The sequence below is a fragment of the Bifidobacterium colobi genome (assembly GCF_018555455.1).
GTDB lineage: Bacteria > Actinomycetota > Actinomycetes > Actinomycetales > Bifidobacteriaceae > Bifidobacterium > Bifidobacterium colobi.
Genome location: NZ_JAFEJU010000004.1, coordinates 44,742 through 59,517 on the forward strand (window position 1 = coordinate 44,742; position 14,776 = coordinate 59,517).

The 14,776-nt window shown below is 56.3% G+C and carries 14 protein-coding genes, 2 pseudogenes and 1 riboswitch; of the genes and pseudogenes, 11 read left to right on the forward strand and 5 right to left on the reverse strand.

Annotation, left to right across the window (positions count from 1 at the left end; translation table 11 throughout):
* The first annotated feature begins 142 nt into the window (after positions 1-142).
* Positions 143-934, forward strand: coding sequence for an ABC transporter ATP-binding protein (locus tag JS530_RS06530; protein WP_214376386.1), 792 nt, complete (start codon positions 143-145; stop codon positions 932-934).
* Positions 935-956: 22 nt separating this feature from the next.
* Positions 957-3,602: an ABC transporter permease gene (locus JS530_RS06535; RefSeq protein ID WP_214376387.1), complete on the forward strand. Its 2,646-nt coding sequence runs from the start codon at positions 957-959 to the stop codon at positions 3,600-3,602.
* Positions 3,603-3,725: 123 nt separating this feature from the next.
* Here the strand turns inward: JS530_RS06535 and JS530_RS11080 are convergent.
* The 3 genes and pseudogenes from JS530_RS11080 to JS530_RS06545 form a co-directional block, all read right to left on the reverse strand.
* A pseudogene (locus tag JS530_RS11080) lies at positions 3,726-3,941 on the reverse strand (response regulator transcription factor); the annotation flags it as partial.
* A 237-nt stretch (positions 3,942-4,178) separates the two neighbouring features.
* Positions 4,179-4,586 (reverse strand): annotated as a pseudogene (locus JS530_RS11085) (response regulator); the annotation flags it as partial.
* Between the two features lie 138 nt (positions 4,587-4,724).
* Entirely contained in the window at positions 4,725-7,349 is a 2,625-nt protein-coding gene (locus tag JS530_RS06545; RefSeq protein ID WP_240541122.1) for a sensor histidine kinase, read from the reverse strand.
* On the opposite strand from JS530_RS06545, the gene JS530_RS06550 reads away from it, so the two are divergent.
* The 8 genes from JS530_RS06550 (at position 7,348) to JS530_RS06585 (ending at position 13,342) form a co-directional block, all read left to right on the forward strand.
* Positions 7,348-8,826: an alpha/beta fold hydrolase gene (locus JS530_RS06550; RefSeq protein WP_214376389.1), complete on the forward strand. Its 1,479-nt coding sequence runs from the start codon at positions 7,348-7,350 to the stop codon at positions 8,824-8,826. The genes JS530_RS06545 and JS530_RS06550 overlap by 2 nt on opposite strands.
* 132 nt (positions 8,827-8,958) lie before the next feature.
* Positions 8,959-9,777 carry a pyrroline-5-carboxylate reductase gene (gene proC, locus JS530_RS06555; RefSeq protein ID WP_214376390.1) on the forward strand — a complete coding sequence of 273 codons (819 nt, stop codon included), beginning with the start codon at positions 8,959-8,961 and terminating at the stop codon, positions 9,775-9,777.
* 130 nt (positions 9,778-9,907) lie between these two features.
* Positions 9,908-11,002: a redox-regulated ATPase YchF gene (gene ychF / locus JS530_RS06560; protein WP_214376391.1), complete on the forward strand. Its 1,095-nt coding sequence runs from the start codon at positions 9,908-9,910 to the stop codon at positions 11,000-11,002.
* Between the two features lie 259 nt (positions 11,003-11,261).
* Entirely contained in the window at positions 11,262-11,528 is a 267-nt protein-coding gene (locus JS530_RS06565) for a DUF4160 domain-containing protein (protein ID WP_094668249.1), read from the forward strand.
* Positions 11,529-11,543: 15 nt separating this feature from the next.
* On the forward strand, positions 11,544-11,855 hold the full coding sequence (locus JS530_RS06570) for a DUF2442 domain-containing protein (protein ID WP_214376392.1): 312 nt from the start codon (positions 11,544-11,546) through the stop codon (positions 11,853-11,855).
* Positions 11,856-11,961: 106 nt separating this feature from the next.
* Positions 11,962-12,021, forward strand: a riboswitch (guanidine-III (ykkC-III) riboswitch).
* A 19-nt stretch (positions 12,022-12,040) separates the two neighbouring features.
* Positions 12,041-12,355, forward strand: coding sequence for a DMT family transporter (locus JS530_RS06575; protein WP_240541123.1), 315 nt, complete (start codon positions 12,041-12,043; stop codon positions 12,353-12,355).
* 108 nt (positions 12,356-12,463) lie between these two features.
* A complete protein-coding gene (locus tag JS530_RS06580; protein ID WP_214376394.1) occupies positions 12,464-13,123 on the forward strand; it encodes a GNAT family N-acetyltransferase in 660 nt (219 codons plus the stop codon).
* Positions 13,124-13,156: 33 nt separating this feature from the next.
* Positions 13,157-13,342, forward strand: coding sequence for a hypothetical protein (locus JS530_RS06585; RefSeq protein WP_214376395.1), 186 nt, complete (start codon positions 13,157-13,159; stop codon positions 13,340-13,342).
* 152 nt (positions 13,343-13,494) lie between these two features.
* Here the strand turns inward: JS530_RS06585 and JS530_RS06590 are convergent, their stop codons facing one another.
* On the reverse strand, positions 13,495-13,698 hold the full coding sequence (locus tag JS530_RS06590; RefSeq protein WP_214376396.1) for a hypothetical protein: 204 nt from the start codon (positions 13,696-13,698) through the stop codon (positions 13,495-13,497).
* Complete coding sequence (locus JS530_RS06595) at positions 13,695-13,841, reverse strand: hypothetical protein (protein WP_214376397.1); 147 nt, start codon at positions 13,839-13,841, stop codon at positions 13,695-13,697. The genes JS530_RS06590 and JS530_RS06595 overlap by 4 nt, the downstream gene beginning before the upstream one ends.
* 294 nt (positions 13,842-14,135) lie before the next feature.
* Between JS530_RS06595 and JS530_RS06600 the strand changes: the two genes are divergently transcribed.
* On the forward strand, positions 14,136-14,720 hold the full coding sequence (locus JS530_RS06600; RefSeq protein ID WP_214376398.1) for a VG15 protein: 585 nt from the start codon (positions 14,136-14,138) through the stop codon (positions 14,718-14,720).
* Positions 14,721-14,776 lie beyond the last annotated feature (56 nt).

A 14,776-nucleotide genomic window follows, 5' to 3' on the forward strand; every position in this document is an offset into this window, starting at 1 on the left:
AAATCAGCGTCGATATATGCTGCAGAACAGGCATCATCCTTAGGAATGACAGACCAACGCACGATGGGGCGAGCCTGTCTTTTTCCGTAAGTTGAAATCATCATCCGGATAACGGGTCCGGAATCTTACGGGAAGAGGAATCATGACTTTCACCAATCCACCGGTGCCGCCGTCTCCAGCCATTCAAGCCATCGATCTGGTCAAGGATTATGGCACCGGTTCCAATGCCGTGCACGCATTACGCGGCGTTAACGTCAGCTTCGAGCGTGGTAAATTCACCGCGATCATGGGACCTTCCGGTTCCGGCAAATCCACGCTGATGCACACGCTTGCCGGACTTGACTCGGCAACCAGCGGGCATATTCTCTTCGGCCGCTCCGATTTGACGAAGATGAACGACAAGCAGCTCACCTTGCTGCGCCGCCATAAAATCGGTTTCATCTTCCAAAGCTTCAACCTACTGCCCATGTTCAGTGCCGAACAGAACATTCTGATGCCGTTGACTTTGGCCGGTACCAGGCCGGACCGTGACTGGTTCAACCTGTTGGTTGAGACCCTAGGTCTTCAACAGCGACTCGATCACCGACCCAATGAGCTTTCCGGAGGCCAGCAACAGCGCGTAGCCATCGCCCGTGCACTGATCGCCAAGCCGAAACTCGTATTCGCCGATGAACCCACCGGCAATCTCGACTCAGTCTCCAGCGCGGAAGTACTGACCTTCCTCAAACGTTCCGTCGATGAGTTGGGGCAAACCATCGTCATGGTCACCCATGATGCGGTAGCGGCCTCCTACGCCGACAGAGCCATCGTCTTCGCTGATGGGCAGATCGTCGCCGACGAAGCACATCCCACTGCCGAAATCATGAACAATCTGCTCATGGCCGAACGCGAACGCGCCACACAGGCAGCAGTGCCCGCGCGCCACGCACGCTAATCAGACAGGGGAGTGAAGTCTTATGTTTTCTATCACGCTCAAATTGATGAAGAAAAGCGCGAAAATGCTGGTTCCGGCCGGAATCGCCATCCTGATTGGCGCCGCATTCATCGCCACCACATTCCTGTTCTCAAACACAATGAATGATTCGCTGATCCGCCAGCAGACCGCCGTCTACGCCGGTGCGGATGCGATGGTGTTGACCGACCTGCCTGAACACCCCACCGACGCTCAGTCCGATGAAGCGTATTCGCGTACCGTGGCCGACTACCATCTCGATCGTATACGTACCATTGATGGCGTCGAAGGTGTACGTGCTGTCACTGCAACCAATATCAGGTTGTCCAACGGCAACCACCATGCCACCGGTTATGCCATCAACACGGGTGAAACGAACCTGCTACCTGTGACCGTCATACATGGTGACCGCCCCGTCGATAACCGCGAAGTCGCTCTGCCTGAACATATCGCCAAACAGCTTGACTTGCACGTGGGAGATATGGTGCATGTCTCACGCGGAAACACTGCCGAAAGCCAAGGCTCAGCCGACAGCATTGAAGCACGCGTGACAGGTCTGACCGATGATCCCAATAATGTCTATGCGTACGACGGTGGTGCCTCGATTCTCTCTGAAGATCTCATGGCTTTCGCCAATGGGGTCGCCGATTTCAACCAAGTCAACGCCACCTCCATTTACCTCGACCTTGATACCCAAACTGATACGGCCGCCATCAAGCGTCTTCTGCCTCGCTACAGCCGGCTTGTGAATCGCGCCGAAGCAGACCGACTTGCTGTGGAATCCCTTAGCGCCAACGGCACCAGCGTTGTCACCATATTCCTCTTGAGCTTCGGCATGCTCGCCATGCTGGTGGCTGCTCTGGTGATAGCCAACACGTTCCAGGTGCTTGTCGCACAACGTCGACGTACCCTGGCACTGCTGCGCACGATTGGTGCCATGAAACAGCAGCTGTATGTGTCGGTGATTATCGAAGCCGCCGTACTCGGCCTATTGGCTTCCGTACTGGGCGTCGCGCTGGGCATTGGCCTGATGGCTGCTTTGTGCGCGTCCGGAATCATGGCATCAACGGGTATGGATGCGCGACTGGTATTGAGCTGGCAGGTGTTCGTTGTGCCGATGGCATTCGGCATGCTGATGACGATGTTGGCTTCGCTGAGCTCGGCTCGTAGCGCCACTGCAGTCACCCCGCTGGAAGCATTGCGCCCAATCGAACTAACCGATACGCGTCGTGCCGGTGTTGTGCGGGGTATCGTAGCTGCAATCCTGTGCATTGGCGGTGCAGCCCTTACCGGATTCTCCATCTGGCAGATGCGCGTATCGATAACCGGTCAGGATTCTTTGGTCAAAGACCACTATGCCACCGTGCTGCTGATGTCCATTGGCGGCTGTGCGATGGTATTCCTCGGCCTGATCCTTTCGGCCGCATTCTGGCTTCCTCTCCTGATGCGTGGCGTGGGGGCACTGGTGGCGCTCGCTGGCCCCAGCGCCACGGTGGCGAACGCCAATATTCAGAAGAATCCGCGGCGCGTGGCTGCAACAGGTGCTGCGCTGCTAATCGGCGTCACCTTGGTGGCCACTATTGCCACCGGTGCCACCAGCGCCAAACAAACGATGGGTGCGGCCCTTGCCTCCCGCTATAGCGTGGACATGATTGCTTTCGGCGCTGACATGACCGACAAGCAAGCGACTAAGGCCGCGGAAACCAAGGGAATCTCTGGTTCGGTATACATGCCTACCACGGTGATGACCACCACGATGGACAATGGGGAAACGCTGCATATGCTGGTCGCTGGTGTTGATAGCGCCGCGAGTTTGCACAAGGTGATGAAAGCCGATTTGCGCGGAGTCTCCATTGATAGTAGCCACGTACTGCTGCCCCAGCGTAATGCCGCTAGCGGCAAGGAGCTGAAATTCAATGTTTCCGATATCGTGCTGAAATCGTCTGCGGATGGCGATACCGATAATGCAAATGGTGCCGATGCAACCTTGACGCTTAAGCCGCAACAATCCGACTACCGTCGTATTTCTTCGTACTATGATGCCGTGGCCTTCATCGACGCCAAGTATTTTTCGGATGGTGATCTCACCGCAACCGGTCACATGCTGCTTATGCGTGTTGATGCTGATGCAGCAGGAGTCACACTGAACGACGTACTCACCAATGTGCAACAAGCGTTCTCCGCATCGACAGGCGTTACGGTTTCAGGCCCGGTGGCGGAACGCAACATGTGGGAAACCATGATCAACGGCATGATGGCATTGCTCGTGGGGCTCATTGCCGTGGCGGTACTGATCGCACTCGTCGGCGTGGCCAACACATTGTCATTGTCGGTGATTGAGCGCACCCGCGAATCCGCAACCTTACGAGCCATCGGCATGACCCGGGGTCAGCTGCGGCGCTCGCTTGCCGTGGAAGCCTTGCTCCTTGCGCTGGTATCCGGCGTGGCTGGCGTACTGCTGGGCACACTGTTCGGCTGGATTGGCTCCTACATGGTGTTCAGCCTGTACGGCACGGTGGCGTTCCCATTCGATTGGGGCGGCAACGGCCTGATGCTCGGTATAGCCGCTATCGCCGCGCTGATTGCCAGCATCGCGCCCGCCCGTCGAGCGGTCAGCGTTCCTCCTGTAGTCGCGCTGGCCGAAGCCTAGCGCAGTAGCGTAAAGCGATGGTCTGCACATTACGGTGTGCAGACCATCGCTTGTATGAAGCAACACGAAGTCTGTCCTTGATGACTTGGTGGCATGTTGGCGTGATTTGTGTAATCTGTGTGATCACACCAGCCGATTGTCATAAGCGAACACCACAGCCTGTACGCGATCTCGCGCGTTGATTTTCGCCAGAATGTGCGCCACATGGGTTTTCACCGTAGGTAGGGAGATAAAGAGTTTGTCCGCAATCTCCTGATTGCTCAGTCCATGAGCGATTTCCACCAGCACCTCACGTTCACGGTCGGTGAGCAGATCAAGCTCCGGATCGGTGTAGAACGGTTGGGTGATTGACGGCGTGTTTGCCGCCGCCGTTGCAGAGGCTGAGGAGGCTGTTGAGGATTCGGAAGTTGCAGTACCCGAGGCCTTACCAGCCGCATAACCATCTTGCATCATTGTTTCAATAAGACGTTTTGTGGCGGACGGCGCAATAATCGCATTGCCATGGAACACAGTGCGAATCGAGTTGAGCAGCGTTTCCGGTTCCGTATCCTTCAGCAAGAATCCTGATGCGCCTGCGGTGATGGCGGCCATTACGTATTCGTCCAAGTCAAAGGTCGTCAAAATAATGACGCGAGTCGTGTGGTGGGGTGTGTCGACGGACTCAACGTCGCCGCTGGATTCGTCGGCCAGTCCAGCGATACGTCGCGTTGCCTCAATCCCGTCCATGCCGGGCATGCGCACATCCATCAACACCACATCAGGATGCAATGATTCGGCGAGCGCAACCGCTTGAGCGCCATCTGCAGCCTGACCCACCACGGTCATATCGGTCTGCGAGTTAATCACCATGGAGAATCCGGCTCGCACCAGTTCCTGATCATCGGCAATGACCACACGAATGTTTCTACTCTTGTTCATAACTTCCACTGTATCCGCTCCCGCAGTTCCACTCGTACTGTATCCGCTCCTTTGCTCGCGACGCATCTTCACTGTAGGTTTCCTAACGCTGACTGTAGGATTTTCAACATTGACTGACGGATTTATAACGAAATATGTTGGAAAACCGTCAGTCAACGTTGGAAAACCGTCAGTCAGTGTGCAAAAACCGTCAGTCAAGGATGATCAGCGATGGAGGGAGGCCAGTTGCTGATTCAACGGCTGCGCTGGATGCAGCAACAGGTGCGATGAAGACTCTGTGTGGGACTCATCGCTGAATCCTGTTTTGCGCAGCACGGCAAGCAGCTCGCGCATATGCGCCAATGCCGTGCGCCCGCGCTTGCTGATCGAAGCAAACGCATCCGCTATCTGTGAGGCTTCAGGCGCAGGGGAGCTGTGTAGCAAATCCAGACCTGCGTCGGCTTGTACAATCACCGACTCCAAAGTGGCCAGTACTTCGGCCTGCATGGCAGCACCAATACGCTCACGTTCAAGATTCGCAGCCAGTGTTTTCTGACGCTCCTGCTCGGCTTGCAAAGCCTCTGCGCGCTGCTGCAACACTAACGCGTTTGCTCCTCGAGAACGAGTCCATCGGGCGGCGGCGATGCATGCGAAACCAGCCATCATCACCATGCCACCCGGCAGCAATCCACCAAGAATCACGCTCCAGACGTTTGCGGAATAGCGCCCCGGCAAAACCAGCTGCGCAGCAACGCTCCATAAACTGGTCCCATTCCATCCGGCTGAGATCGTGATGCCGAGCACCCAGGAATCAACCACCAAAGCGATACTCACCCAGCGCCATGCCTGCTCGCGCCCATAGAGCACAGCGGAATAGACGGACACCAATGCAAACACATTCACCGCCAGAGCATGCGCCGGCATGATGGAAGCCGGCATCAGCAATTGTATCAGCGACATGATCGCCATTGCCAAAGCGCTTGCTTCGGGGAACCGACGGCGGAATGCAACCGGTAGCAGCAGCGCAATAGTCAGCATGGTGGTAAACGCTCGGTTGGGAGACTCCCAATGGATGCCATCATTGGCGAGCACTCGCAGATCGTTATAGGTGGACGAGTTGAACAGCGCAACCAACATTAGGGCGGCGAGCATATCCATCAACAGATAATGCCGCTCGGTCCATTGCGCCAATCTGCCAATCCAGTTGAACCGGTGAGAAGGCTCGCCCTGCTCAAAACGCTGTGCATGCATTACAGCGGGAAGACGCGCAGCCCATGACCGAATGGTCTGTTTTAAGGCATCCATTATCCGAGTCCATATCGGCACAATGATTGGCTCGGAATGATTGGTATGACTGTCAAATGGGAGATTGGCGCCACCCGGCATCGCACTGGCGTCACGCTCGTGGCCTTGCGCGGCGGGGCGTATGGGGGAGAGCGGAATTGACGCCGACACCGCAAACCCTTGGCCGCTCAACGGGCCGGCTGAAACCGTACCGCCGAGCGCTTCAATACGCTCATGCATACCAATCAGGCCATAGCCCGGTCGATGTCCGTCTTGCGCGGCTTGAGCGCCGAGACCATCATCGGCAATGGTTACCGACAGTGCTGCATCCGACCAATGTTCGCTGATGCGCACGTGAGCTCCCGTGCCCGCATGTTTGCGAGCATTCGTCAGCGCCTCCTGTACGAGTCGGAACACTGCTTCACTGGCTTGCGCGGACAGTCGCTCCGGCTGCGCCGAACCGGTTACCGTATGCGAAACATTGGTGGAGCCTCTCCATAATGAAGGAATATTGCGATACGCGATTGCGCCGCCCGCCGATTCGTGGTCGGCTTGTGAGCCAAACACCGAAAACAATCGTTGCATATCATGCTGCGCACGTTCCGCTTCATGACGTATCGTGCCCATCGTGGTACGTGCCAATTCGATGTCATGCGCACCGGCATACCGGCCGCCATCCGCCTGCACAATGATTGTGGAGAGCGTATGCGCTACCACATCATGCATATCGCGAGCAATGCGAGCACGTTCGGCAAGCGCGGCGATACGGGTCTCCTCCGCCTTCCTCGCTACAATCGCGGCATTCCGTTCACGCATTGCCGTGACTGTGGCGCGTCGCGCCCGCTGCCATAACGCCATGATGATAATGCTGACTGCGCAGATGGCAATCACCGTTGCCATGATGAACGTGTCCTCGAGGATTTTCATGCCGCAGCTGCCTGCGTTGGGAGTACTGATACCTGCGGCGGGGCAAATTGGAAGCGACGTGGCAGTGGGAAGCCAGCTGGTCAAGTCTATGTTGAATCCAGCGGCGGAACCGAACAGCGGGCCGATATTGAATACCACACCCCAAACCACACCGCCAAGCAGACTCATCGCCAGTGCCGTGACGACAAACCGTACGGTATGGCGAGCATCGCCGTACACCAATACGGAATACAACATGATGAGCGCAAGAAAATCGCAATAGATAATCGCCGGGCCAACAATCAGATGCGTCACCGTGAGACCGACGAACATCCATGCCGCGGTTTCTGGGCGAGTTCTGCGCAAAGTCAGCGGAACAATGCTCGGCACGCTCCACAACACATTCGCCAACGACGATGAACGAAACAGCAATCCCGGGGTGGTGTTCGGATCGGTACTCGTGGCAATCAGCGAACCCAATGCCAACAGCACCAAGGCAAGCAGCGCATCAGACAATACGGTTTGATACGATTTGCCGCCAAGCTTGGCCAGTTGCATCCGAACATTCGCAATCCATCCCATAAGTTCCAAGGCTAACGCGCGCGAAGATGAACCGGCATCACCCATAAGACTGATTTGTGGGCTAAAGTCAGGAATCATGACAATGCTTTGCAAATACTATGTGCCGGGTCTCGCCATTGAAGACCATTCCATCGACGTGCCGCTGGACTGGACCGGCAAAGTGCCGGGTCAATCGTTCGATGGAGAAACCATCAAACTGTTCTACCGTGTAGTCACCACACCTGAACATGTGCACGACGACCTGCCGCTGCTGATTTTCCTGCAGGGCGGTCCCGGCGGTGCAGGTCCACGCCTGAACAGCCCCACCTCCGATGGTTGGATTGAGGAAGCGAGCAAGCATTTCCGCATCATTCTGCCCGACCAGCGTGGTACTGGCCGCTCGTCGCGCGTCGATACGCATACGATGGCGCGACTGGCCGCCGCCCACGAAGGTGATGCCGCGGGTGCCGCCCGCGCGCAAGCCGACTTTTTGAAGAAGTTCCTTGCCGACTCCATCGTCCGTGATTTCGAGCACCTGCGCTTGACTGAATTCGGCGGATGCAAGTGGGTCACGATGGGCCAAAGCTATGGTGGATTCCTGACGCTCACCTACCTGTCGCTGTTCCCGTCTGGTGTAATTGCCAGCTTCACTACCGGCGGCATCCCGCATGTGCCGGCTGACGCCACCGAAGTCTACGAGCATACCTTCCCGCGTATGGCTCGCAAAACCCAGCAATTCTACGAGCGTTACCCGCAGGATAAGGAGCGCGTGGAAACGCTGGCGGACAAGCTGCCGACTGTGGATGATGTCGCGGAATTCACCGGCAAACTCACCGATTCTGTGCTGGGTTCCATGGCGGAAACCGATGTCGATCATCGACTGGGATTGATTGCCGGCATGGCCGCACACGGATTCCCGCTACTGCCCAACGGTGATCCGCTGACCGTGGAACGACTGCAGTGCTTGGGCTCCGACTTCGGCATGAAGCCGAGCTTCGAACGTGTGCATTGGATCCTCGATGATGCGTTCCTGACTTCGGACGGCGAGTCGTGTGCGGATGCCGATTTGTCCGATGAATTCATGGCCAAAGTCATGAACGCCACTGCGTCCCGTCCGCTCTATTGGCCGTTGCAGGAGTTCATTTACGCGAATGGTGAGCTGGATGAGCCGATTCGCTGGGCGGCACAGCGCGTGCGCGAGACCAAGCCGGAATTCGGAACTGAGACTCGTCCGTTGAACTTCACTGGTGAAGCCATGTTCCCATGGATGTTCGAACAGGAAGCCGCGTTGCGCCCGTTCAAGCCTGCCATGGATGTGCTGATGGAAGACACGCACTTCGGTGTGATTTATGACGAAGATCAGTTGGCTCGCAACGAAGTGCCGCTGCAGGCAGCTGTCTACTTCGACGACATGTATGTGGACTCCGGCATGCAGCTCGACACACTGAGCCGCGTAGGCAACAGCCACTACTGGACCACCAACGAATTCGAGCACGACGGTCTGCATGGTTCGCAGGTGTTCAAGCATCTATGGAATGAAGCGCTGAACCGCGGCGATCTCGAAGAACTGTTCTAATACGTGCCCCCTGGCCCCCTCTGATGAGGGGTGTCGCGAAGGCGACTGGGGAAGAGAAGCAAAGCGGTTTGAAGCCGCGGAATGGCATCATCGGTTGTCTGCCGATGTCAATCGTTTGCAAAGGAGTCTTTCATGAATAACTCGACTATTGGATTCATTGGATATGGCAATATGGCTCAGGCCATCGCCCAAGGATTAGTGGATGCCGGCGTGGTGCACGGCCATCAGATCGTGGCCTGCGCCGCACATTATGACAAGCTTGAAAAGAACGCTGCGAAGCTTGGCGTGCGCCCTTTGCATAGCGCCGTGGAAGTCGCCGTGGCCGCTGATGTGGTGATCATTGCCATCAAGCCGTATCAGATCGACTCGGTTATCAAGCCGTTGGCGCATGAGCTTGCCAAGCCGGGCAAGCTCGTGGTGTCCATCGCTGCCGGCTGGGATCTGAAGAAGTATCAGGATCTGTTCGCCACCGAAGACGGCGAATCCGTGGAATCGCCGGATATCCATATCCAGTGCACGATTCCGAACACGCCGATGGCCGTGGGCAAGGGCGTGCTGGTTACTGAGTCGGTCAACACGCTGAATGAAGCTGAGACGCAAACGTTCGAGGAACTGTTCGGCTCGATTAGTTTGATTGAACGCGTGGATACCGCGCATATGAATGTCGCTATGGTGATTGCTGGTTGTGCTCCAGCCTTTACGGATATGTATATCGAGGCATTGGGCGATGCCGGTGTGCAATACGGTTTGCAACGCGCCACCGCATACCGTTTGGCCGCCAAAATGGTGGAAGGTGTGGGCGCGCTGTACATGGCTACCGGAACCCATCCGGGTGCCATGAAGGACGCCGTCTGCTCGCCTGGCGGCACCACGATTAAGGGTGTTGCTCAGCTTGAAAAGGATGGATTCCGCGGTTCGGTGATTGATGCCGTCGATGCGATTGTCGGCTGATCGTGCTGATCGGTTCCCCTCGATGAGGGGAACCGTCATCGTAACTATTACAGCAAGCTGCTGCTGCGTGCGCCGATAATGCGTATGTAGCGTTGTGTGTTGTGTCCAGCATCTCTCTAGACTGGGAACCATGTCTCTTACTATCGGAATTGTCGGACTGCCCAACGTTGGCAAGTCCACTATGTTTAATGCGCTGACCCGCAACAATGTGTTGGCTGAGAACTATCCGTTCGCCACCATCGAGCCGAACACGGGTATTGTGCCGCTGCCGGATAATCGTCTGCCTGTGCTGGCCAAGCTGGTCAACACGGAGAAGATTGTGCCGGCCACGGTGACTTTCGTGGATATCGCTGGCATCGTCAAGGGCGCATCTGAGGGCGAAGGCTTGGGTAATAAGTTCCTGGCCAACATTCGTGAAGCGGATGCCATCTGCGAGGTCGTGCGCGCATTCGAGGATGACGATATCGTGCACGTCAATGGCAAGGTCGATCCGGCCGACGATATCGACACCATCAACACCGAGCTGATTCTTGCTGATCTGCAGACCATCGAGAATGCGCTGCCGAAGCTGGAGAAGGACCTGCGCGGCAAGAAGATCGAGCCGGCATACATGGAGGCTGTCAAGCAGGCCAAGACTATTCTCGAAGCCGGCGAGACTCTGGACAAGGCTGCGCGTGAAGGCCGCTTCGACAAGGACTCCGTCTACGATCTGCACCTGATGACCGCCAAGCCGTTCATCTACGTGTTCAATGTGGACGACAACGAGTTGGCCAATGACGAGCTCAAGAAGAAGCTCGCCGCATCCGTGGCGCCTGCTCCTGCCGTGTTCCTGAATGCGCAGTTCGAGGCTGATTTGACCGAGCTCGATGAGGCCGATGCCCGCGAAATGCTGGCGGACGCTGGCCTTTCCGAGTCTGGTCTCGACCAGCTGGCTCGCGTGGGTTTCGACATTCTGGGCCTCCAGACCTTCCTGACCGCAGGCGTCAAGGAAGTGCGCGCATGGCAGATCCACAAGGGTTGGACCGCCCCGCAGGCCGCCGGTGTGATTCACACCGACTTTGAGAAGGGCTTCATCAAAGCCGATATCGTCTCCTACGATGACTTCGTTGCTGCCGAAGGCTCCATGGCCAAGATCAAGGAGGAAGGCAAGCTCCGCCAGGAAGGCCGCGACTACGTGATGCAAGACGGCGACATCGTCGAGTTCAAGTTCAACGTGTCCAAGTAATCGGAGCAGTGATTGCTGCATAGCATCGAGGGCCTCGGAATCCCAGTGATTCCAAGGCCCTTGTTGTTTTATCGCGCATTACCTCGCCTCGTCTCAGCTCAATGGCGCGGGATACGAATGCTGACATGTATCAGTCGTGATATCTCTCCCACGTGGGAATAGGGACTGTGATCCGATTGCCAGCGACGGCGCTCCTGTTGCGGGAATATACTCAGGATGGAGATTCAATTCATATGAGGTATCGGATGGGAGATGCGGCATGCCGGAGCTGAGTCGGTTCTTCGGGATTATCGTTCGCATGATGTACCAGGACGAAAGCGAGCATCACAAGCCGCACGTCCATGTGTACTACGGCGACTTCAAGGCATCCATCGGCATCGATGGCGAGCTGCTGGCCGGCTCACTTCCAGCCAAGCAGTACAAGCTGGTGGCCGCATGGCTGGTGCTGCATGAGGATGAGCTGTACAAGGCATGGAACGAGGCCGTGTCCGGACGTCCGTTCGACCGTATCAAGCCGCTTTCGTGAGGAAGGGAGCCCGTCATGTTCGAGGTAAACGGCATCCTGTATGCGGATGAACCCGCCCGGGAGTTGGAAGTCCAATCGGCCCGCGTCACGGATGATCATGTCATGCTGGTGACGTTCTCCACCGGCGAGACGCGCCTATGCGATTTCACCGAAATGTACGACGATGTCCCCGCCTTCGACCCGCTGCGGGATGAAAAGACGTTCGAGGACTTCCATATCGATCACGGGGTTCTGACCTGGCGTGACGGCGACATCGACATCTCTCCAACATATCTGTACGAACATTCGTATGAATACGCCGCTCATGGCGAACTGGTTTCGGCGTGATGTCGTCAGTCGGCATCGCACCATTCCGAAAACTGTAAGTTTCGGTTCAAACCCTCGCGCAGGTAGGGTTGAACGATAGTTGTTTTCGGCTGTGTTATCGTAATAGGTAGAGCCGACGCTGCTCCCGGACGATGGACAAGTACCCGGTTTGACAAGACTTGCCATGCATGAGGAGTATGACGGTTATGCCTTGGTTTGTTCTTGTAATTTCTGGCATCTGTGAATCTGTGTGGGCTATTGCACTTGACCGCTCCAAGGGATTATCCCGACTGATTCCCACCGTGGTGTTTGTGATTGGCCTCGTTGCCAGCATGGGCGGACTTTCCTATGCGATGAAACACATCCCCATTGGTACTGCATACGCGATATGGGTTGGCATTGGTGCAGCAATCACTGCTGTTTACGGCATGCTTAGCGGAGAGGACGCCGTTTCACTAATACGGATTCTGCTCATCATTGGACTGGTCGCCTGTGTCATAGGGCTAAAGCTCGTTGATTGATTACAGATATACAGAGTCCATTCCTTGAATAGGGGAGTGGATCGTTCTGTTTCTGCGGTTCAGTGCTAGCATGCAGGTCTATTGATTCCGGTCAGTGAAAGGAGCAATATGAGCGAGACCATCGAAACCGAACGCCTGTTGCTGCGCTCGTGGAAGGTGAATGATGAGGCCGAAGCGGCTTCGCTATTCCGGTACGCTTCCGATCCTGAAATCGGATTGCTGTGCGGATGGCCGCCGCATACCAGTGTCGAAGGCAGTATGAACGACATCAGGAACATTCTTGCGGTGGAGAACAACTGGGCCATCACCATCAAAGACAACGGCGACGAGCCGGTCGGCAGCATCGCGCTCAAGCCTGTCAGCCATTACACCATTGACCCGGTCGAGGCCGATGATGCACTGAGGGAACGCTATGGCAAGTATCTCGGTGATAATGCAATGGAACTTGGCTATTGGATCGGTCGCCAGTTCTGGGGCAATGGCTACATGCCCGAAGCTTTGAATGCCGTACTCGGATACGCGCTTGATACGTTGCATAAGGACGCCGTGTGGGGCGGGCATTACCGGGAGAACACCCAATCCGGTCGCGTGATGGCCAAATGCGGCATGAAGACGGTCTGTGAGTCGAAGCATGACTACTTCGGACTCATTGACGAATACCATGATGATGTCTTCCACATCATCATCGCCGACGAATGGAGATCGGAACATGAGGTTATCGGATATGCGAGTGACTTTGCGCTGAAGATGTCGGAAGAAGCAGAATGATAGAGCCTTCCGGGTTGCGCACTGTGAGGAGGCGTGGAAGGCTGCTATTGGTTTGAATCCTATTGCGTGACCATGACCGTGCACAAGCCGATTGCCGGCGAGCTGTTGGCGGTTCCCTGCACCACAGCCGACTTCTGGACCAACCCTCAGACCGATTGCGACCTGCTCACCTTCGGCCCTAATGCCCTCGGTGATATCCATCTGCTTGTGGATGTCTGACCCGAAGGGTTCTTGACAAAGACGCATACTGCCGTCGTGTATATGTCCATAGTGGTCATTTCCATACCTGCGGTACGGGACTGACAAAGCGCCTACATCATCGAAGTTCGTCTTCACGACGGCCTACGACATGATGCGGGCGCTTTCGCATATCAGTTCTTGTTTTTCCTTGGCCTGCCGCCGCCGACTCCACGGCCGGGACGATTGGCGTTCCATTCGTCGATGGTCTCGGGGAGCCAGCCGCGTGTGCGTCCGATCGTCGCGTCGGGTTCTGGCAGCTTGTAGGCGCTGACCGCCGCGGTGGATATGTCTAGCCGTTTGGCGACGTCGGTGACGCTCATGTAATGCACGGTCATTTTGCCCACCCCACTGCTATGCACATGATGCCCGCCGCGATGGAGAACAGTCCTGCTGCGAGTGTATGTCCGGTGATGCCATTGGCGAGTCCTGCGATGCCGAGCGCGAGCCCTGCGATTGCGAGTAGCTTTCTTGTGTTCATAGTGTTCCGATGTGTACTCTGGGAGAGGGGTTCCGACTAATTGGTCTAGCCGGAACCTTTGTCACTTCTTGCGACGCTTCGGCGCTGGCCTGTCGTCCCGTTCGATTGTCGCCATCGCGGCTGCGATGATGCCGAGCGCCGTGTTGACGTCTTCCAGAATCCTCATCGTTCACCTCCTTTCTCTGTTATGTTTTCCTTGGCATAAATAATATTATCGCAGATAATAAAGATAAATAAGGTGGTAACGTGCGACATGCTGAGTATTCCAACGATTTCAGGAAATAGGCCTATGGGTTGGTTGGTTTGCTCCACGCCGAGCGCTACCAATTGGGGGAGATCAACTGCAGCCGCAGCCGGTTCCCCGATGCCATGAAACGCGGTCTCGTGGCGAACGTGGAAAGAATGGTGAGGGTCGGAGACCGCGAAACCATCGGCAAGGCCGTGAGGAACGACCCGCACGGTGCCCGTTACGCCAGAATCCCCAACGGCCCTACCTGCGGCTTCTGCATCATGCTCGCATCCCGCGGCACGATCGAGGACATGCTGACCGAGAAACACTACAGGGAAACCTACGTGGACACGTTCATCCCCCAATTCGAGGATGATGAGCCGGTCAGCTTCGACAAGTGGGCGATGCGGCAGATCGCCGCCGAAAAATGGATACGCGCGACCGTCAATGGCTGTTCGACGGAGCCGAACCGAAGCGGACACAAGGGGATGGGGCCGATTCGTCTCCAAAGGAAATCGGAGTGGCTGAACGGATGGAACGCAGCGGATTCCGAAAACAATTCTGGAAAACCGCAGAATAATCGAGAACGTGGTAGCCGCCGGGGAGAAACGCGGAATAGTCATTGGTATGATCGATGGCATCACGATTAACGTCGCTTTCGCCAAAACCGGTAACAACCCGGTGCGAGTGACGAGCATCCATCCTG